The organism is Streptomyces sp. NBC_00075 (genome assembly GCF_045041225.1).
In the GTDB taxonomy this organism is placed as follows: Bacteria; Actinomycetota; Actinomycetes; order Streptomycetales; family Streptomycetaceae; genus Streptomyces; species Streptomyces adonidis.
This window is the reverse complement of the sequence record NZ_CP108243.1, coordinates 1,313,786-1,331,647: the sequence shown is the minus strand read 5'-3', so window position 1 is coordinate 1,331,647 and position 17,862 is coordinate 1,313,786. Positions and strand designations below refer to the sequence as shown.

Genomic DNA, 17,862 nt, shown 5'->3' with positions numbered 1-17,862 from the left:
TCGGCCGTCATGGGCCCAAGAGACCCTCTTTTGCACGGGAGTTGACCGCAGTACCGTCCGGCACATGCCGAAACGCACGCGCCTCACGACCTGGAGAACGCTCGCGACGGCGGCCACCGCCGCCCTCGTGGCCGCCCTGCTCACCCCGGCCGTCGCCCACAGCGCCCCACGGGAGAGCAGACCCGTCTACTCGTACGACAACGCCATCCGCGAGGCCGTCTGGGTGGACACCGGACTCGACGGCGACAGCGACGGGAAGACCGACCGCGTGGCCGTCGACATCGTCCGGCCGCGCGAACTCGCCGCGCAGGGCCGCAAGATACCCGTGATCATGGACGCCAGCCCCTACTACTCCTGCTGCGGACGCGGCAACGAGAGCCAGCGCAAGACATACGACGCGAACGGCAACGTTGTCCAGATGCCGCTGTTCTACGACAACTACTTCGTACCGCGCGGCTACGCCTTCGTCGGTGTCGACCTGGCCGGCACCAACCGCTCCGACGGCTGTGTCGACGTCGGCGGACGCTCCGACATCCAGTCCGCGAAGGCCGTCGTCGACTGGCTGAACGGCCGGGCCAAGGGCTACACGACCCGCACCGGCACCGACCGCGCCAAGGCGACCTGGACCAACGGCAAGACGGGCATGATCGGCAAGAGCTACGACGGCACGATCGCCAACGGCGTCGCCGCCACGGGCGTCAAGGGCCTGGAGACGATCGTCCCGATCAGCGCCATCTCCTCCTGGTACGACTACTACTTCGCCAAGGGCGCCCCCCTCTACGACTCCGGCCCCGAATGGCTGTCGAACTACGTGGAGAGCCCGGCCGCCCGCGCCAAGTGCGCCGCCGTCCAGCAGAAGATCGTCGACGGAGCCCCGCGCACCGGCGACTGGACCCGCTTCTGGACCGAGCGCGACTATGTGAAGGACGCCCGGAAGATCAAGGCCAGCGTCTTCGTCATCCACGGTCAGCAGGACCTCAACGTCCGCCCCAAGCACTTCGGCCAGTGGTGGGACGCCCTCGCGAAGAACCGCGTCGAGCGCAAGATCTGGCTCTCCCAGACCGGCCACGTCGACCCCTTCGACTTCCGCCGGGCCGCCTGGGTGGACACCCTGCACCGCTGGTTCGACCATGAACTCCTCGGCTACGACAACGGCATCGACGACGAGCCCATGGCCGACATCGAGCGCCACCCCGACCAGTGGGTCACCTCGAACACCTGGCCGCCCCGCGCCACGGACACGGTGGCCTTGCGCCCCGGCAGCGGCGCACAGCCCGGCGTCGGCACCCTGGGCCTGCGCAAGCAGTCCGGCACGGAGAAGTTCACCGACGACCCGACCCTGAGCGAGACCGACTGGTCGGCGCAGATCGACAGTTCGACACCGGGCAAGGCCGGCTTCACCACCGAGCCACTGGCCGCCGACCTGCGCGTGTCCGGCTCGTCCACGGTGACCGTAACCGCCACCCCGAGCACCACCACGGCCCACCTCACCGCCGTCCTGGTCGACCTGGGCCCCGACACCATCCGGGACTACGCCGACCCCGCCGAGGGCATCACCACCCTCACCGACCGCACCTGCTGGGGCCCGAGCACCACCGGCGACAGCTCCTGCTTCCGCTCGACCCAGGCGAAGACGACCGCCGTCGACTACACGATCATCAGCCGCGGCTGGGCCGACCTGGGCAACCACGCCTCGGCCACGAAGGGCGTCCCGCTCACCCCGGGCAAGCGCTACACGATCACCCTCGATCTCCACGCCACCGACCACGTGATCCCGGCGGGCCACCGCCTCGCCCTGATCGTCGCGGGCACCGACAAGGACCTCATCGACCCGCCGTCGACCACTCCGACCCTCACGCTCGACCTGTCCCGTACGACGGCCAGGGTCCCCCTCGTCGGCGGTGCGGGCGCGTTCGCGCGGGCCACGACGGGTACCGTCGCGGCCACCCCGACCCCGTCCGTCCTCGACGGCGTACGCGACCCGCGCGCCGCCCACCGCATCCCGGGAGCGATATGAACCCGCGTCTGGCCGTGCTGATCGCAGCGGCTCTCGCCGCACCCTTACTGTCGGCCCCCGCCTATGCCGCCGAGGCCCAACCGGCGCCAAGTGGTTGTCCGACGGGTTCCCTTGTCGATCTCATGATGGCGTAACCGCATCTCGGCAGGTCGATGCTGTGTACCCGTCAGTCACTCGTTGGTGTGGGAACTTGGGGATAACTAGCAGATTCTGCGAGCGATCCCCGTAATTTGCCTGTCTATGGTGGATTCAGGAAGTCGTCGGCTGTCGGTGGTGCCACCGGCAGCCCCGGCGACAAGCGAGCCACAGCCGCCGGGGGACGGTCTGGCGGACGTGCTGACCTTGCAGCGCCGAGCTGCCGCGATCGCCGACAACGGAGACGAGGTCGCGTTCTTCCACGACGTCGTCGCCGAGTACACCTGGGCCCGGGACGTGGCCGGCCTTGCGGCGACGACACTGCGCAAGCTCGTTCAGCCCGTCATCGAGGTCTGCGGCTTCTACGACACCGTTCCGTGGCGACTCACCTCACGGCAGCTCGACTGTTACTTCGCAGGTCCAGGCAAGCGTTCACATCGCACCAACCGCCAGAAGATGGTCAACATCGATGGTTTCTTCGCCTTTCTGGAACAGCGCTACGCGGGCGAGATTTTCCGGCGGTTCGGTGCGTCGGTCGAGTCGCCGATCGACCCGTTCAACCGCCCGCACCACCGGGGCGAGTTCGGCCTGCGCATCCCGCCGTCGAAGCGGGCTACGACGGAGTTCTTTGCCGCCTGGCGCCACGACCTGCCGAACGCCCGCAAGTATCCGGTGGCCGTACGCGACTATTGCATGGCGAAGATCGCCTACATCTCCGGCGTCCGCGCGACCGAGTTGTGCACGGTGCGTATCGGCGACATCCACTGGGAGCTCGGCCAGTGGGGGCGCTTCGTAGTCCAGGGCAAGGGCGCGAGAGCCTCGGGCCCGCGCGAGCGGGAGGCATACTTGTTCGCCGAGGGCCGCCAGCTTCTGTGGTGGTACATCGAGGAGATCCGCGGAGAATTCGCCGACGACCCCACTGACCCGTGTGCTCCGCTCTGGCCCTCGGAGCGACTGCCGACGGCGGTCGCCTCGCTGAACCTCCCGATCGCGCCGTCGGTCGGCTCGGACGCCTTCCGCAGGTCTCTCAAAGCCGCCTCAAAACTGCACCTGAGCGGCCCGGTCACCAAGCTTCACCCGCACCTGCTGCGACACGCGTGCGCGACGCACCACTACGAGTCGGGCATGCCGCTGTGGGATGTCCAGAAGATCCTCGGGCACGAGTGGGCGACCACCACGGTCGGATACCTCGGATCGGTCAAGGCCGACCCGGAAACGGCGAGTCTGGCAGCGTCGCACCGCGCGGTGCGACGCCTGAGTGGAGAGGCATAAGACGGTGAAGTGGAACCTGCGCATGGTGGCGGCCCAACGGGACATCTGGCGGCCGACACAGTTGCAGACGGCCTTTCAGGAGGTGGGGTTCTCCCCATCCTTGAGCAAGGTCGCTGCCCTGTGGTCGAACAAGCCGATCACGGTCCGGCTGGAAGACCTGGACAAGATCTGCGCGGCTCTGGACTGCACGGTCGCCGACCTGATGGAGGCCGAGCCGCAGCAGCACCAGGCTGAGCGGGACCAACCGCAGCAGCGGGCCGTCGGCCAGCAGAGGGACGGCAGTTCTGTCCGGCCGGTCCCCCGGAGTGGTGGCAATGCTCGGCGTGGGCTGCCGCCGAACTGATGCACCCGAGGGAAGTGAAGATCGGCGAGTGCGACCGCTGCCACGGTTGGGGGCCGCTGCGGCCCATGGGCAGCTGCACCACCTGCATCAACTGGGCACCCCGTGGCGGCGGCGACAGCATTTGCCGCCGTTGTCGGCACGAGTCCAGGGTCGACCAGGACGGAATCTGCCGCCCTTGCACGGTCGAGGTCCGGCTGATGCCGGATCTTGAGTGGACTCGCAGCGCGGTCCGGAACAGCCCTGGGCCGGTCCGTGACCTCCAGCTCTCCCTGCGGATGCCGGGTGTCCGCAACCCGAACGGATACGTCTGCCGCAGGCGGGCCCGGCCCATCGACGCACCGCCCGCCGATGCCTGGAAGGGACGCCACGGTCGTGGCGTCCGGGACCTGCAGAACGATCCCCGCGTCTGCCCGCCGCAGGTCGCAGGGCAGCTTCCCCTGCTGCCCCGGATGGCAAGGACGTTCACCAGCGAGCATGCCCAGCGGATCGCCGACCGGCCCTTTGCGGAGATGCCTGACGTCCTTCACGCCGCCGACCGGATCCGTGAACGACGTGGCCTGAGCGCCGGTTGGCGATTCAGCGCGGTGGAAATGGTGGTGCTGGCGCTGGCCGCGAGAGAGCCCGGAGAGCGCCTGATCGACGAGTACGTCGTCGCGGAACTGCCACGGATGCGGCCCACGGTTGCCTCGGTCCTCAAGGAGGCCGGACTGCTCCGGCGCCGCCTCGGCTCCGGCCTCGCCCAGGCCGACTATCAGTGCCAATGGCGGCAGATGGTCTCCTGCGAGCACTGCCTGGCCTGGGCCGGAGACGCCAAACCGCTCTGCGACTGCTGCCGCGAGTGGGCCCGCCACCCGGGTCGGGTGACGGCTGGCTGCGACCGCTGCGGCCGGACCTGGCCGCTCAAGGACGGCAAGTGCCGCTTCTGTCACCAGGTGCTCTACGAACACCTCGATGACGGCCCCGTGGTCGAGCAGCTCTGGTTCGGCGGCTACGCTCCCGGCCTCAACAACGCCCGGCCTGGTGACTACGTCCGCGGCAAGGGGCGTCGTTCCGTTCTGCAGCGGGAGAAGGTCACCCGGGAAGATTCCCGCGTCCCTTCAGCGATGCTGGTCAGCCCCGGACAGCTGGAACTCTTCCCGACCTCCGCTCCGGTCCATGCTCGCCAATGGGGCCGTCTGAAGTACGCGCAACTACCCGTACTCACCCCGCAGGCAACTCAACTCACCGAAGAATTCCGGACGTTCGCCAAAGAGCAGCAGTGGAACACCATGACCCGAGCCGTCAACCTGCGGACTCTGCGGTTCCTCGCCGCCTGGCTCGGCGTCGACGCCCCCCTTCACGAGGCCGACGTCCGGGAGGTCGCCCGGTTCGGCTCCAGCTGGGGCGGCCGACGGATCGTCCCCTTCCTCAGCGAGCGCGGCCTCCTGGTCCCGCTGGAGCGGACCGACCCCGAACAGGCAGCCGTCGAAAGGCTCCTCGATACGGTCCCCGAGCACCTGCAGGACGAGGTGAAGGTCTGGGTCCGCGTCCTTCGGGGAGAAGGCCGCCGCCCCTCCCCGGCGATGGACTGGGGCACCATCCGCCGCTATGCCCACTACCACGTCCCCGTCCTGCAGAAGTGGGGCAGGCGCGTCGAGAGCCTGCGCGAGATCACACCGAAGGACATCGAAGACGCCGTCAGCGCACGCACCGGGAATCCGGCCCACGGCGTCCACGGCGCCCTGCGATCCCTGTTTCGGGCCCTGAAGCGGGAGCGGATCATCTTCCGTGATCCCGCCCGCAATGTCTCCGCCACCTACGTCAACAACGCACCACGACGGATTCCGTCCGACCGTCTCGCCGGCCTGTTGGACAGGGCACCGACCGCAATGGCCAAGGCCGTTGTCGCCCTGGTCGCGATCCATGCGCTGGGATCGACGGAGATCCGACGCCTGCAACTGACGGACCTGAACCGGTCCACCGGCCGTCTGATCGCTCACCGACGCGGCGACAAGCGCACCGTCTACCTCGATGAGCTGACCCTGAGACTCCTCACCGAATGGCTTCGCGAACGAGCCGGGCGCTGGCCCCGCAGCACCAATCCACACCTGTTCGTCACGCAGGTCACCGCACTCGATCCCGGCGGGCCACCGGTTGCCAAATACGGTCTCCAGCCGATCTTCAGGCACGTCGGGCTCCAGCCGCAGAAGCTCCTGATCGACCGGATCCTCGACGAAGCGCACGAGACCGCCGACCCCGTCCACCTCATGCGTGTCTTCGGGATGGCCCCCGATACAGCGATGAAGTACGTCAAGGCCGCACATCCTCACCGCTTCATCAAAGATCCAACTCAGGCATGACCAACTGGCTTTGACGTCGGTTCGCGGCCCCGCTCGCTGGTCAGGGGCGGCCCCACCCCTCTTCTTGTGGTGGGAGCATCATAAAGACCAGCACAGACTCCTACCGCCTCGCCCATACAAAAGCCAGGCCGAACGAGCCGCCGCCAGCTGACCCGGCACGCCTGCCTGATACGGGATGATCAGTCCTTGCGTCCTGTCGCGGCGACAGTGACACCGAGGCCGATCATCGCGAGCCCGCCGACTCCTCCGACCAGAGAGAGCCGCTGGGGTGAGCGGGCGAACCAGTCCCGTCCGGTCGCCGCGGCCAGTCCCCACAGGCTGTCGCAGGCCACCGCGATGATGTTGAAGACCAGCCCGAGCAACAGCATCTGAACCACGACGTGTCCTTGGGCGCGGTCGACGAACTGCGGCAGCACGGCGGCGAAGAACACAATGGTCTTGGGGTTGGCCACACCGACCGCGAACCCCTCCCACAACGTGCGCAGTCTGCCCTGCGGGGCCTTGTCAGCAGCGAACGTGGCCTGCAACGAGCGGCGTTGCCGCCACGCCTTGACACCCAGATACACCAAGTAGCCGGCCCCGGCCAGTTTCAGCACCGTGAAGACCAAGACGGAGCGTTCCACGATCGACCCGACCCCGAGAGCCACGGCCACGATGAGCACATAGGCGCCCAACGTGTTCCCCACGACAGTGGTCAGCGCAGCCCGACGCCCCTGAGCCAGCGCCCGCCCGATCACGAACAGCACACTGGGCCCGGGGATCACGATCAACAGGAACGACATAGCCGCGAAGGCAAGTAAACGCTCAGCAGACACCATGGCGCCCATGGAAGCACGGCCAGGTTCCGCCCCTCAGCTCCTTTTCGCCATGCAGGGCCTGAGACGCGCCAGAGCGTCAAGCCATGGCCAAGCACTCCGCACCAGGCACTGGCGCGGATCAAGCGCGGAGCCGAAGTGAACTGTCGAAGCCAACCAGCAGCCCGGAACCCACGGGCTACTCTGCCTCCCGAGGCGCAGCCACCCTCCGGTTCTCTGGATTTCCCCTCCAGGAATCCACGAACCCGTCGGCTTGCCCACGCACCGGATTCGAGCAGACGAACGGCGCCCGCTGGACCAGCCAGCCCGAGGAGCAGGACTTCCTCACCGCCGTAGACCGGGCGAGCGACCGCGTGACCCTCACCGGCATCGGCACCACCAAACAGAACCGCCCCCTCCAACTCGTACGCATCGGCGAACGCCCGACCACCCGCACCGTGTTGCTCATCTGTAGCCAGCACGGCGACGAGCCGTCCGGCCGCGAGGCCTGCCTGACGACGATCCGCGACCTGGCGTACGCGAAGGACGCGCGGACGAAGGAGTTCCTGTCCCGCACCACCGTGCTCGTCGTCCCCACGGCCAACCCCGACGGCCGGGCCGCCGACACCCGGGGCAACAGCGACGGCATCGACATCAACCGTGACCACCTGTCCCTCCAGACGGCGGAAGCGCGCGCGATGGCGGCGGTCCTGCGCGACCGCCAACCCGACGTCGTTTACGACCTGCACGAGTACGGCGCCACACCCCTTTACTACGACAAGGAGCTGTTCGACCTCTGGCCGCGCAACCTCAACACCGACGCGGCCGTCCACACCGAGGCACAGACCCTGTCCCAGGCGTACGTTCGGCCGGCCGCCGGAAGCGCCGGGTTCACCACCGGCACGTACGGCATCTGGACCGACCCCGTCACCGGTGACCCGATCCGCCGGGTCGCCGGGGACGGGCAGGAGCGCATCCTGCGGAACATGTCCGGCGTGAAGCATTCGGTCGGACTGCTGATCGAGAGCCGCGTGGAGCCATTGACGGAGGGAACACCGGAGCCGGACAACAACCGACGCCGGGTGAACTCCCAACTGGCCGCCCTGAAGGGCCTGTTCAGCTTCGCCGGAGAACGGGGCCGACAGGTCGACACGGCAACCGCCGCCGCCCGCCTGACCGGTTACCGGGACACCGGCCCGGTCTACCTCGGCGGCGCGGACAACGACCCGGCCGAACCGTCCGAGGTCATCGAGAACCCGGCATGCGGCTACCGGCTCACGGGCGAGCAGTACGAGGAGGTGGCCGACGAGCTGGCGCTGCACGGAGTACGGGTGAGGTCGGAGGGGGACGGCGCCTATGTCCCCCTGCGCCAGTCGCTGCGCGCCCTAGTACCGCTGCTTCTGGACGAGCGGGCCCCGTACAACTTGACGGTGGGGGAGGAGGACACGGACTGCTGAGCGAGCGTCCGCGGCGCAGGGCGTGGGGCGGACGGTGCGGGGCGTTGAAGTCGGGGAGGCGCGACAGCGCCCCCCGACAGGGGCGCGGGGCTGTGTCGATATATGCGGCTCCGCCGCGCGGGCGCGACCAGCCCCCACCGACCCGCGGCCAAAGAACAAAAAACCACTCACCCCCCGACAAGCCGCGCAGCGTCGGCCGCACACCCCCAAGCGACCGTGACCCCCGCCCCACCATGCCCATAGTTGTGCACCAACACCCGCCCACCATCGACCAGTTCACGATCCAACCGCACCGCGTCACGGGCGGGCCGCAGCCCAACCCGATGACCCAGCACCCGCGCAGCGGCAATCGCCGGCCGAACCTCCGCACAGCGCCGCACGATCTCCTCGGCCACCGCCGGATCAGGCACCAGCGACCACTCGTCCTCCTCAGCCGTACCGCCCAGGATCAGCCCACCCGGCTGCGGAAAGAAGTACGTGGTCTTCGAGCCGGAGTGGTCCGCCGCCGTGAACCACGTAGTGATCCCCGGGTTCTCCACGACGACCAACTGCCCCCGTACAGGACGTACCGCCGGATCGGGCACAAGATCGCGCGCCCCGAGCCCCGTGCAGTTGACGACGACATCCACCCCGTCGGCCCCGGTCGCCTCGGCGAGACTCTCGACGGACCGTTCCTCCACGACCCCGCCCGCCGCGAGGAACCGTTCCCGCAGCCACCCCAGATGCACCGGCATGTCGATCAACGGCAGCCGGACCCGAAGCCCCTCACCCGTCTCCCGCAGCCCCGGTACCCGCGCGGCCCAGGGACCCAGCTCGTCCAGCCGCTGCCCGGCCTGTACACCCTCGACCATGCGTACGCCCGTCTCCCCGGGCCGCTTCGCCAACGCCTCGTAGACGGAGAACGACGCGAGCGCCCACTCCCCGGTGAGCGCCTCCGGCTCGATCCGGTACGGCCACCACAGCGCACCCGCAACTGCCGAGGTGGTCCGCTCGGCGGGCTCCCTCTGCCACACCCTGACCCGTCGGCCCTGCTCGGCCAGCACCACCGCAGTCGTCAGGCCGATGACCCCGCCGCCGACCACGATCACTTCACCACTCCGCCGCGTCTCCACGCGGGGACGTTAGCGGAATATGTCATGCCGTGCTCAGATCACTCCCAGTCTGGGGATACTCACAACATGTCTGCCGAGTACGCCACCTTCGGCCTGGCACCGGCGATGCGTGCCGGTGGAGTCCTCGCCAACGGTGACTACCAAGTCCACCGGGACTTCCTCGACTTCATCGTCGACGGCCGTCCCCTCCTCTACCAGCTCTCCGACCTCGACGCTGTCTCCCCGCTCGCCTCCGACGTCCCGCCCGCGATCTTCACCGCCCAGGTCCGCGGCCTGCTCCTGGAGGCCGAGGCTCCCCTGGAGGGCGGCCGTTACATCATCTACGGCTGTCCCGAGTGCGCGGACCTCGCGTGCGGTGCCGTGACGGCGGCCATCGAGAAGGACGGCGACGACTATGTGTGGCGCGACTTCGCCTGGCAGACGGACACCCACGCCGACCTGGAGCAGAACGGCTACCACGGCATCGGGCCCTTCCGTTTCCCGGGCGCCGAATACCGGGAGGCCCTCGGGTCCCTCCTCGACACCGCGGAGGCGGCGGAGGCCGTGGAGCCGGGCGCGGCCCGCCGCCGGGTCCTGCTGATCGGCGCCCGGGTCGCCGTCCTCGCCAAGCTCGCCGCCGCCCTGCGCACCATCGGCATCGGCGCGGACATCACCCGGGACGCCACGGACGTCCCCGCCGACGAGCTGCGCGGCTACGGTGCCGTCGCCTTCGGCCGCGCGATCGACGAGGAGGAACGCGCCTCCGTACGCCGTTCCTTCGAACACGCGGGCGTCGAGGTGGCGTACGTCGACGGGCTCGCCCCGATCGTCCCGCTCCTCGTCGCCCAGATCGAACACGCCCTGGACCGCAGCCCGTTGGAACGGCGCCGCCTCACCCGCCTGGTCGCGGCCGACGGCGAGGCGGGCATAGAGGTCACCTCCACGTGCCGCGTCCACCTCACCGCGTACCGCCAGGACCGCCTGTACCGCACCCAGGCCCAGGAGGTCTTCGACGGCATCCTCGAACCGGGTCGGCACCGCATCGCCCTGGACGCGAAGGCGGTGAAGGGGGAGTCGTTCATCGTGGCGCGTACGTCGGGAACCGTGCTGGTGGAGCCGATGGCGAGGTGAAATCGTGGACGCGGCGGCCCATGGACGGCAGCTAGGATCGGCACCCTGATGACTGCCACCCTCGTCGCCAAGAACCTCGCCGCCGGCCACGGCGACCGCTCGCTCTTCTCCGGGCTCGACCTCGTCGTCGCGCCCGGAGACGTGATCGGGCTGGTCGGAGCCAACGGCGCGGGCAAGTCCACGCTGCTGAAGATGCTCGCCGGGCTGCTCCCGCCCGAGCAGGGCGAACTGCGCCTCTCCCCGCCGACCGCGAGCGTCGGCCATCTCCCGCAGGAGCCGGAGCGCCGGGAGGGCGAGACCGTACGCGATTTCCTCGCGCGCCGCACGGGTGTGGCCGAAGCCCAGCGGGTCATGGACGAGGCGACACAGATGCTGGTGGACGGGGCCCCGGGTGCGGACGACGCGTACTCGACAAGCCTGGAGCGCTGGCTCGACCTCGGCGGCGCCGACCTCGACGAGCGGGCGGAGGAGGTCGCGGACTCCCTGGCCCTGACGGTGGACCTGGACCAGCCGATGACATCCCTGTCGGGCGGCCAGGCGGCAAGAGCGGGCCTGGCTTCACTCTTGTTGTCCCGCTACGACGTCTTCCTCCTCGACGAACCGACGAACGACCTGGACCTCGACGGCCTCGAACGCCTGGAACGCTTCGTCAAGGGGCTGCGCGCGGGCACGCTCGTCGTCAGCCACGACCGGGAGTTCCTCACCCGCACCGTGACGAAGGTCCTCGAACTCGACCTTGTCCAGCAGCAGATCAGGCTGTACGGCGGTGGCTACGAGGCGTATCTGGAGGAGCGGGAGGTCGCCCGCAGGCACGCCCGCGACGACTTCGAGGAGTACGCCGACAAACGCTCCGCGCTTCAGGACCGGGCCCAGATGCAGCGCGGCTGGATGGACAAGGGTGTCAAGAACGCCCGGCGCAAGGCGAACAACGACAACGACAAGATCGGCCGCAAGTTCCGCAGCGAGGCGAGTGAGAAGCAGGCCGCGAAGGCCCGCCAGACGCAGCGCATGATCGAACGCCTGGACGTGGTCGAGGAGCCGCGCAAGGAGTGGGAACTGCGCATGGAGATCGCGGCGGCGCCGCGCTCCGGCTCGGTCGTCGCCACCCTGCGGGACGCGGAGGTGCGCCGCGCGGGCTTCACGCTCGGTCCGGTGAGCGTCCAGATCGACTGGGCGGACCGGATCGCGGTCACGGGAGCGAACGGCGCGGGCAAGTCGACGTTCCTGGGCGCCCTGCTGGGCCGGGTCCCCCTGGACGCGGGGCACGCGGCGCTCGGCTCGGGTGTGGTGGTCGGTGAGGTGGACCAGGCCCGCAAGCTCTTCCACGGCCCGGAGGCCCTGCTGGACGCGTTCTGCGAGGCGGTCCCGGACACGGAGCCGGCGGAGGTCCGCACCCTCCTGGCCAAGTTCGGCCTGAAGGCGGAGCATGTGCTACGGCCCGCAGCGACCCTCTCCCCGGGCGAGCGCACGAGATCAGCCCTGGCGCTGCTCCAGGGCAGGGGCGTGAACCTCCTGGTCCTGGACGAACCGACCAACCACCTCGACCTCCCGGCGATCGAACAACTGGAACAGGCCCTCGACTCCTACGAGGGCACGCTCCTCCTGGTGACCCACGACCGCAGAATGCTGGACGCGGTACGGGTGACGCGCCGCTTCGAGGTAGCGGACGGCAAGGTGTCGGAGCTGCCGTAGTTTGCTCGGCCGCGGCCCGGTGGGGGCTGGTCGCGCAGTTCCCCGCGCCCCTAAAGCCCGTCCGTCCCGATCCGTTCGGCTGCGGGCCGGTGGGGGTTGAGCGCGCAGTTCCCCGCGCCCCTGAAGGGGCACGCCCCGCCTAGCTGCGGGCATGCGTGCCGCTAGGGGCGGCACGGGTGGGCGCAGGCGGCACCCCGTGAGCGCCGGGCTGCGCGACCCACCCCTCGGCACCAGCGCCGGGTGCCCTGACAACAAAGGGCACCCGGCATCAGAGCTCACCGTCGCTTGGGATCCACCAACCCCGCCTTCCGCAACGCATCAGCCATCGCACTGTTCCCCGGCGCGGGCGCCCCCTGCCGAGCGCCCCCGCCCCCCTGCCGCTGCTGCCGAGGCTGAGGCGGCCGCCCGCCACGCTGCTGAGGCCGGCCCCCGCCCTGCCCCTGCCCCTCCCCGGAGGGCACCGCCTCGTCGTCCAACCGCAGCGTCAGCGAAATCCGCTTCCGGGGAATGTCCACGTCAAGCACCTTCACCTTGACGATGTCCCCGGACTTCACCACGTCGTGCGGGTCCTTGACGAACGTCTTGGACATCGCCGACACATGCACCAGCCCGTCCTGGTGGACACCGACATCCACGAACGCCCCGAAGGCCGCCACGTTCGTGACCACCCCCTCCAGCACCATCCCGGAGGACAGGTCGCCGATCTTCTCGACCCCGTCCTTGAAAGTGGCCGTCTTGAAGGCGGGCCGAGGGTCGCGCCCGGGCTTCTCCAGCTCGCGCAGGATGTCCGTCACCGTCGGCAGACCGAACGTCTCGTCGACGAAGTCATCGGGCCGCAGTGATCGCAGTACTGCGGTGTTGCCGACCAGCGAAGCCACCCCGCTCCCCGCCGACTTCACCATCCGCCGCACCACCGGATACGCCTCCGGGTGCACACTGGACGCGTCCAGCGGATCGTCCCCGCCCCGGATCCGCAGGAACCCCGCACACTGCTCGTACGCCTTCGGCCCGAGCCGCGCGACCCCCTTCAGCTGGGACCGCGACTTGAAGGGCCCGTTGGCGTCCCGGTGCGCGACGATGTTCTCCGCGAGCCCGGAGGAGATGCCGGAGACCCGCGACAGCAGCGGCGCGGACGCCGTGTTGACGTCGACCCCGACACCGTTCACACAGTCCTCCACCACCGCGTCCAGCGACCGCGACAGCTTCACCTCGGACAGGTCGTGCTGGTACTGCCCGACCCCGATCGACTTCGGGTCGATCTTCACCAGCTCGGCCAGCGGGTCCTGCAACCGCCGCGCGATCGACACCGCCCCGCGCAGCGACACGTCCATGTCCGGCAGCTCCTGCGAGGCGAACGCCGACGCCGAGTACACGGACGCGCCCGCCTCGGACACCATCACCTTGGTGAGCTTCAACTCCGGGTGCTTGGTGATGAGTTCACCGGCGAGCTTGTCGGTCTCGCGGGACGCCGTACCGTTGCCGATCGCGACCAGCTCGACCGCGTGCTGCTTGGCGAGCCGCGCCAGCTTGGCCAGCGCCTCGTCCCACTTGTTCGCGGGGACGTGCGGATAGATCACGTCCGTGGCGACGACCTTGCCCGTCGCGTCCACCACGGCCACCTTCACGCCCGTACGGAACCCGGGGTCGAGCCCCAGCGTCGCGCGCGTGCCGGCCGGAGCGGCGAGCAGCAGGTCGCGCAGGTTCGCCGCGAACACGTTGACCGCCTCGTCCTCCGCGACCGTACGCAGCCGAAGGCGTACGTCGATGCCGAGGTGCACCAGGATCCGTGTCCGCCAGGCCCAGCGCACGGTGTCGATCAGCCACTTGTCGCCGGGCCGGCCGCGCTCCGCGACCCCGAACCGGTGGGCGATGATCCCCTCGTACGAGGAAGGGCCCTCCGTCGGCTCCTCCGGATCCAGGACCAGGTCGAGGACGTCCTCCTTCTCGCCGCGGAGCATCGCGAGGATGCGGTGCGAGGGCAGGGCGGTGAAGGGCTCGGCGAAGTCGAAGTAGTCGGCGAACTTGGCGCCCGCCTCCTCCTTGCCCTCCTTGACCTTGGCGGCCAGCCGCCCGCGCACCCACATGCGCTCGCGCACCTCGCCGATCAGGTCGGCGTCCTCCGAGAACCGCTCGGTGAGGATCGCGCGGGCGCCGTCCAGCGCGGCCTGCGGATCGGCGACGCCCTTGTCGGCGTCCACGAAGGCCGCGGCGGCCGCCAGCGGGTCGACGGACGGGTCGCCGAGCAGGCCCTCGGCCAGCGGCTCCAGGCCCGCCTCGCGCGCGATCTGCGCCTTCGTCCGCCGCTTCGGCTTGAACGGCAGATAGATGTCCTCCAGGCGCGCCTTCGTCTCCGCACCGCGGATCTGCGCCTCGGCCTCGGGCGTCAGCTTGCCCTGCTCGCGCACCGATTCGAGGATCGCGGCCCGCCGCTCCTCCAGCTCCCGCAGATAGCGCAGCCGCTCCTCCAACGTGCGCAGCTGCGCATCGTCGAGCATCTCGGTCGCTTCCTTGCGGTAGCGGGCGATGAAGGGAACCGTCGAACCCCCGTCGAGCAACTCGACGGCGGCTCTCACCTGCCGCTCCCGTACGCCGAGTTCCTCGGCGATCCTGCCTTCGATGGACCCTACGAGGGGTGTCGTCACGATCCCGTACCGCCTTCTCCACTGAGGTTGCGCGGCAATTGTGGCAGGTGGCACCGACAACCGGGGATCAGGCCGCCGGACCGGCGGGCCGGGGCGGCCCCCGGGTCAGGCTCGTCGGCGACGAGTCGACCCCGAGGCCCCGCCGAACAACCGGGCCAGCGCCCGGAACGGCAGGGTCACGACGGTGGCTATGGCGCCACCGATCTGGCGCAGTACGTCTGCGATCGCACGGAACACGCGACTCTCCTCTCGTCTCCCGGCCACCACGGCCGGAACAACCGGGTACCTCGGAGATCGCCTCCCATGCGTGCCCGTCCCGCTGCGCCGTTGGCAGGAAAGGTGGGAAACTTGTCATTGCCGCCATCGCCCGTGCCCGTCAAGAATCGGGACATGGTGCAGCGAACCGTCCTCGTCGTCCTGTTCGACGACGTCCAGAGCCTCGATGTCACGGGCCCTGTCGAGGTGCTCGTGGGGGCCTCCACACAGCGCCCGGGCAGCTACCGCGTCCGTACGGCCTCGCTGACCGGCGATCCCGTACGCACTTCCAGCGGCCTCACCCTCGTACCGGACGGGACTCTCGCCGACGCACCCGCGCCGCACACCCTCCTGGTCCCGGGCGGGCGGGGCAGCCGCTCCGCCGACCCGCGCCTGGTCGACTGGCTGCGCGTGCACGGGCCGCGCGCCGAACGGCTGGTGTCCGTCTGCACGGGAGCGATCCTGCTCGCCGCCGCAGGTCTCCTGGACGGCCTGCGCGTGACCACCCACTGGGCCTACTGCGACAAGCTCGCCCGCGACCACCCGGCCGTCGAGGTCGACCCCGAGCCCATCTACGTACGCGACGGCAAGGTGGCCACCTCGGCCGGTGTCACCGCCGGGATCGACCTCACCCTCGCGCTCGTGGAGGAGGACCTCGGCCGCGACACCGCGCTCGCCGTCGCCCGTCATCTGGTCGTCTTCCTGCGCCGGCCGGGAAACCAGGCCCAGTTCAGCGCCCAGCTCACCGTGCAGACCGCGCAGCGCGAGCCGCTCCGTGAGGTCCAGCACTGGATCTCCGAACACCCGGACGACGACCTGAGCGTCGAGTCCCTCGCGGCCCGCGCCCGACTCTCACCCCGCCACTTCGCCCGTGCCTTCCGCACCGAGACCGGCATGACCCCCGGCCGGTACGTCGACGGGGTCCGCCTCGAACACGCCCGCCGCCTCCTGGAGGACACCTCCGACGGCATCGAGGGCATCTCGCGGGCCAGCGGCTACGGCACCCCGGAGGCCATGCGCCGCGCCTTCGTCAGGGGCCTCGGCACGGCCCCGGCCGAATACCGCCGCCGCTTTCACCCGGCGGCCACCCCCTGATCCGTGTCCACCGCCTGCTGAAAGGCCTGCCATGCAGATCGCCCTGCTGCTCTTCGACCGCTTCACCGCCCTCGACGTCGTCGGCCCGTTCGAGATCCTGGCGCGGCTTCCGGACGCGGAGACCGTCTTCGTCGCCGAGGAGACCGGGCCCGTCCGCAACGACAGCGGCACCCTCGCGCTCACCGCCGACCGCACGCTCACCGACGTGCCGAACCCCGACATCGTGGTCGTTCCCGGTGGCCCGGGTCAGTCCGCGCAGATGGAGAACGAGGCCCTGCTCGGCTGGCTGCGCACCGCCGACGCCACCAGCGTCTGGACGACTTCCGTGTGCACCGGCTCCCTGCTCCTGGCCGCTGCCGGACTGCTCGACGGCCGCCGCGCGACCTCGCACTGGCTCGCGCTGGGACAGCTCACGAAGTACGGCGCCGAGCCCACGGGAGAGCGGGTCGTGACGGACGGCAAGTACGTCACCTCCGCCGGGGTCTCCTCCGGCATCGACATGGCCCTCGCACTGACCGGCCGGATCGCGGGCGACGAGCACGCCCAGGCCGTACAACTCGCCACGGAGTACGATCCGCAGCCGCCCTACGACGCCGGCGCCCCGCACAAGGCACCCGCCCACGTGGTCGAACTCCTGCGCTCCCGCAGCCGGTTCGTCGTCACGTAGACGACACCGGCCCCGTCCAGGAGAACTCCGGCCGCCGGCGTTCCAGGAACGCGGCGACCCCCTCCGCCGCCTCGCCGCTCTCCCGCGCCTGCTCGGCCCAGTACGCGTCCCGGTCGGTGCGCCCGTTCGCGAACTCCTTCGCCGCCGCCTGGGTGAGGCCTGAGCGTGAGCCGAGGACGCGGGTGAACTCCGCGACCCGCTTGTCGAGTTCGTCGCCGGGCAGCACCTCGTCGAGGAAGCCGGTGCGCAGCGCCCGTTCCGTGTCGATCAGCTCGCCCGAGAAGAGGAGGTACTTGGCCGTCGCCGGGCCGACCAGGGCTGCCAACCGGCGGGTGGACGACGCGGGGTACACCAGGCCCAGCTTCGCCGGTGTCACCCCGAACAGGGCCCCCTCCTCCGCGAACCGCAGATCGCAGGCCGCCGCGAGCTGCGCCCCGCCGCCCACACAGTGCCCGCGGACCGCAGCCAGCGTCGGCTTCGGGAAGGCCGCGAGCGTGTCCTCCGCCCGCACGGCCAGCCGCTGCGCCTCCTCCGGCGAGCCCTGGAGCGTCGAGATGTCGGCCCCCGCACAGAACGTCCCGCCCGCCCCCGTGAGCACCAGGACCCGTACGTCCGGATCGGCGGCCAGGGTGTCGAGCAGCGGCGGCAGCGCCCGCCACATGCCGGCCGTCATGGCGTTGCGCTTGGCCGGGTTGCGGATGACGACGGTGGCGATACCGTCGGCGGCACTGTGGGTCAGCTGCGGCTCCATGGGCCGGATCGTATCCGCCGGTGCCGAACGCCCGACGAGGGCGGCAGGCAAACCCGTACAACCCGAATAGTTCATGAAGGCGACAGGTTGTGACCAGGCGCGATCGCATATATGCATGCGCAGCGCCTCATCCATCAGAAGCGCTCGATACGTGCTGACTTCTGTTCAGTTCTCCGGTGGG

The 17,862-nt window shown here is 69.9% G+C and carries 14 protein-coding genes; 9 read left to right on the top strand and 5 right to left on the bottom strand.

What is annotated here, in order from left to right:
- Nucleotides 1-64 precede the first annotated feature (64 nt).
- The 4 genes from OG787_RS05845 to OG787_RS05830 all read left to right on the top strand — a co-directional run bounded on the left by OG787_RS05845 (nt 65) and on the right by OG787_RS05830 (nt 6,106).
- Nucleotides 65-2,017: a Xaa-Pro dipeptidyl-peptidase gene (locus OG787_RS05845; RefSeq protein ID WP_405534470.1), complete on the top strand. Its 1,953-nt coding sequence runs from the start codon at nt 65-67 to the stop codon at nt 2,015-2,017.
- 240 nt (nt 2,018-2,257) lie between these two features.
- Nucleotides 2,258-3,424, top strand: coding sequence for a site-specific integrase (locus tag OG787_RS05840; RefSeq protein ID WP_405534469.1), 1,167 nt, complete (start codon nt 2,258-2,260; stop codon nt 3,422-3,424).
- A 4-nt stretch (nt 3,425-3,428) separates the two neighbouring features.
- A complete protein-coding gene (locus OG787_RS05835; RefSeq protein WP_405534468.1) occupies nt 3,429-3,767 on the top strand; it encodes a helix-turn-helix domain-containing protein in 339 nt (112 codons plus the stop codon).
- A 197-nt stretch (nt 3,768-3,964) separates the two neighbouring features.
- Nucleotides 3,965-6,106 (top strand): hypothetical protein, encoded by a 2,142-nt coding sequence (locus tag OG787_RS05830; RefSeq protein ID WP_405534467.1) that lies wholly within the window; start codon nt 3,965-3,967, stop codon nt 6,104-6,106.
- A gap of 179 nt (nt 6,107-6,285) precedes the next feature.
- Here the strand turns inward: OG787_RS05830 and OG787_RS05825 are convergent, their stop codons facing one another.
- Nucleotides 6,286-6,924 carry a LysE family translocator gene (locus OG787_RS05825; RefSeq protein ID WP_405534466.1) on the bottom strand — a complete coding sequence of 213 codons (639 nt, stop codon included), beginning with the start codon at nt 6,922-6,924 and terminating at the stop codon, nt 6,286-6,288.
- Nucleotides 6,925-7,007: 83 nt separating this feature from the next.
- Between OG787_RS05825 and OG787_RS05820 the strand changes: the two genes are divergently transcribed.
- Nucleotides 7,008-8,357 carry a M14 family metallocarboxypeptidase gene (locus OG787_RS05820; RefSeq protein ID WP_405534465.1) on the top strand — a complete coding sequence of 450 codons (1,350 nt, stop codon included), beginning with the start codon at nt 7,008-7,010 and terminating at the stop codon, nt 8,355-8,357.
- Nucleotides 8,358-8,524: 167 nt separating this feature from the next.
- Here the strand turns inward: OG787_RS05820 and OG787_RS05815 are convergent, their stop codons facing one another.
- Nucleotides 8,525-9,445, bottom strand: coding sequence for an FAD-dependent oxidoreductase (locus OG787_RS05815; protein WP_405540427.1), 921 nt, complete (start codon nt 9,443-9,445; stop codon nt 8,525-8,527).
- Nucleotides 9,446-9,535: 90 nt separating this feature from the next.
- Between OG787_RS05815 and OG787_RS05810 the strand changes: the two genes are divergently transcribed.
- Both OG787_RS05810 and OG787_RS05805 read left to right on the top strand, forming a co-directional pair.
- A complete protein-coding gene (locus OG787_RS05810; protein ID WP_405534464.1) occupies nt 9,536-10,579 on the top strand; it encodes an oxidoreductase in 1,044 nt (347 codons plus the stop codon).
- A 48-nt stretch (nt 10,580-10,627) separates the two neighbouring features.
- Nucleotides 10,628-12,271, top strand: a complete 1,644-nt coding sequence (locus OG787_RS05805; protein WP_405534463.1) for an ABC-F family ATP-binding cassette domain-containing protein — start codon at nt 10,628-10,630, stop codon at nt 12,269-12,271.
- 275 nt (nt 12,272-12,546) lie between these two features.
- On the opposite strand, the gene OG787_RS05800 is transcribed toward OG787_RS05805, so the two are convergent.
- Both OG787_RS05800 and OG787_RS05795 read right to left on the bottom strand, forming a co-directional pair.
- Nucleotides 12,547-14,913 (bottom strand): Tex family protein, encoded by a 2,367-nt coding sequence (locus OG787_RS05800; RefSeq protein ID WP_405534462.1) that lies wholly within the window; start codon nt 14,911-14,913, stop codon nt 12,547-12,549.
- A gap of 105 nt (nt 14,914-15,018) precedes the next feature.
- Nucleotides 15,019-15,150 carry an LPFR motif small protein gene (locus OG787_RS05795; protein ID WP_261724130.1) on the bottom strand — a complete coding sequence of 44 codons (132 nt, stop codon included), beginning with the start codon at nt 15,148-15,150 and terminating at the stop codon, nt 15,019-15,021.
- A 153-nt stretch (nt 15,151-15,303) separates the two neighbouring features.
- Between OG787_RS05795 and OG787_RS05790 the strand changes: the two genes are divergently transcribed.
- Together OG787_RS05790 and OG787_RS05785 are read left to right on the top strand one after the other, a co-directional pair.
- Nucleotides 15,304-16,263 carry a GlxA family transcriptional regulator gene (locus tag OG787_RS05790; RefSeq protein WP_405534461.1) on the top strand — a complete coding sequence of 320 codons (960 nt, stop codon included), beginning with the start codon at nt 15,304-15,306 and terminating at the stop codon, nt 16,261-16,263.
- A 31-nt stretch (nt 16,264-16,294) separates the two neighbouring features.
- Entirely contained in the window at nt 16,295-16,930 is a 636-nt protein-coding gene (locus OG787_RS05785) for a DJ-1/PfpI family protein (RefSeq protein WP_405534460.1), read from the top strand.
- On the opposite strand, the gene OG787_RS05780 is transcribed toward OG787_RS05785, so the two are convergent.
- The gene (locus OG787_RS05780) at nt 16,923-17,681 is read right to left on the bottom strand and encodes an enoyl-CoA hydratase/isomerase family protein (protein WP_369030992.1); all 759 of its coding nucleotides are present in this window, start codon (nt 17,679-17,681) and stop codon (nt 16,923-16,925) included. The genes OG787_RS05785 and OG787_RS05780 overlap by 8 nt on opposite strands.
- Between the last annotated feature and the right edge of the window lie 181 nt (nt 17,682-17,862).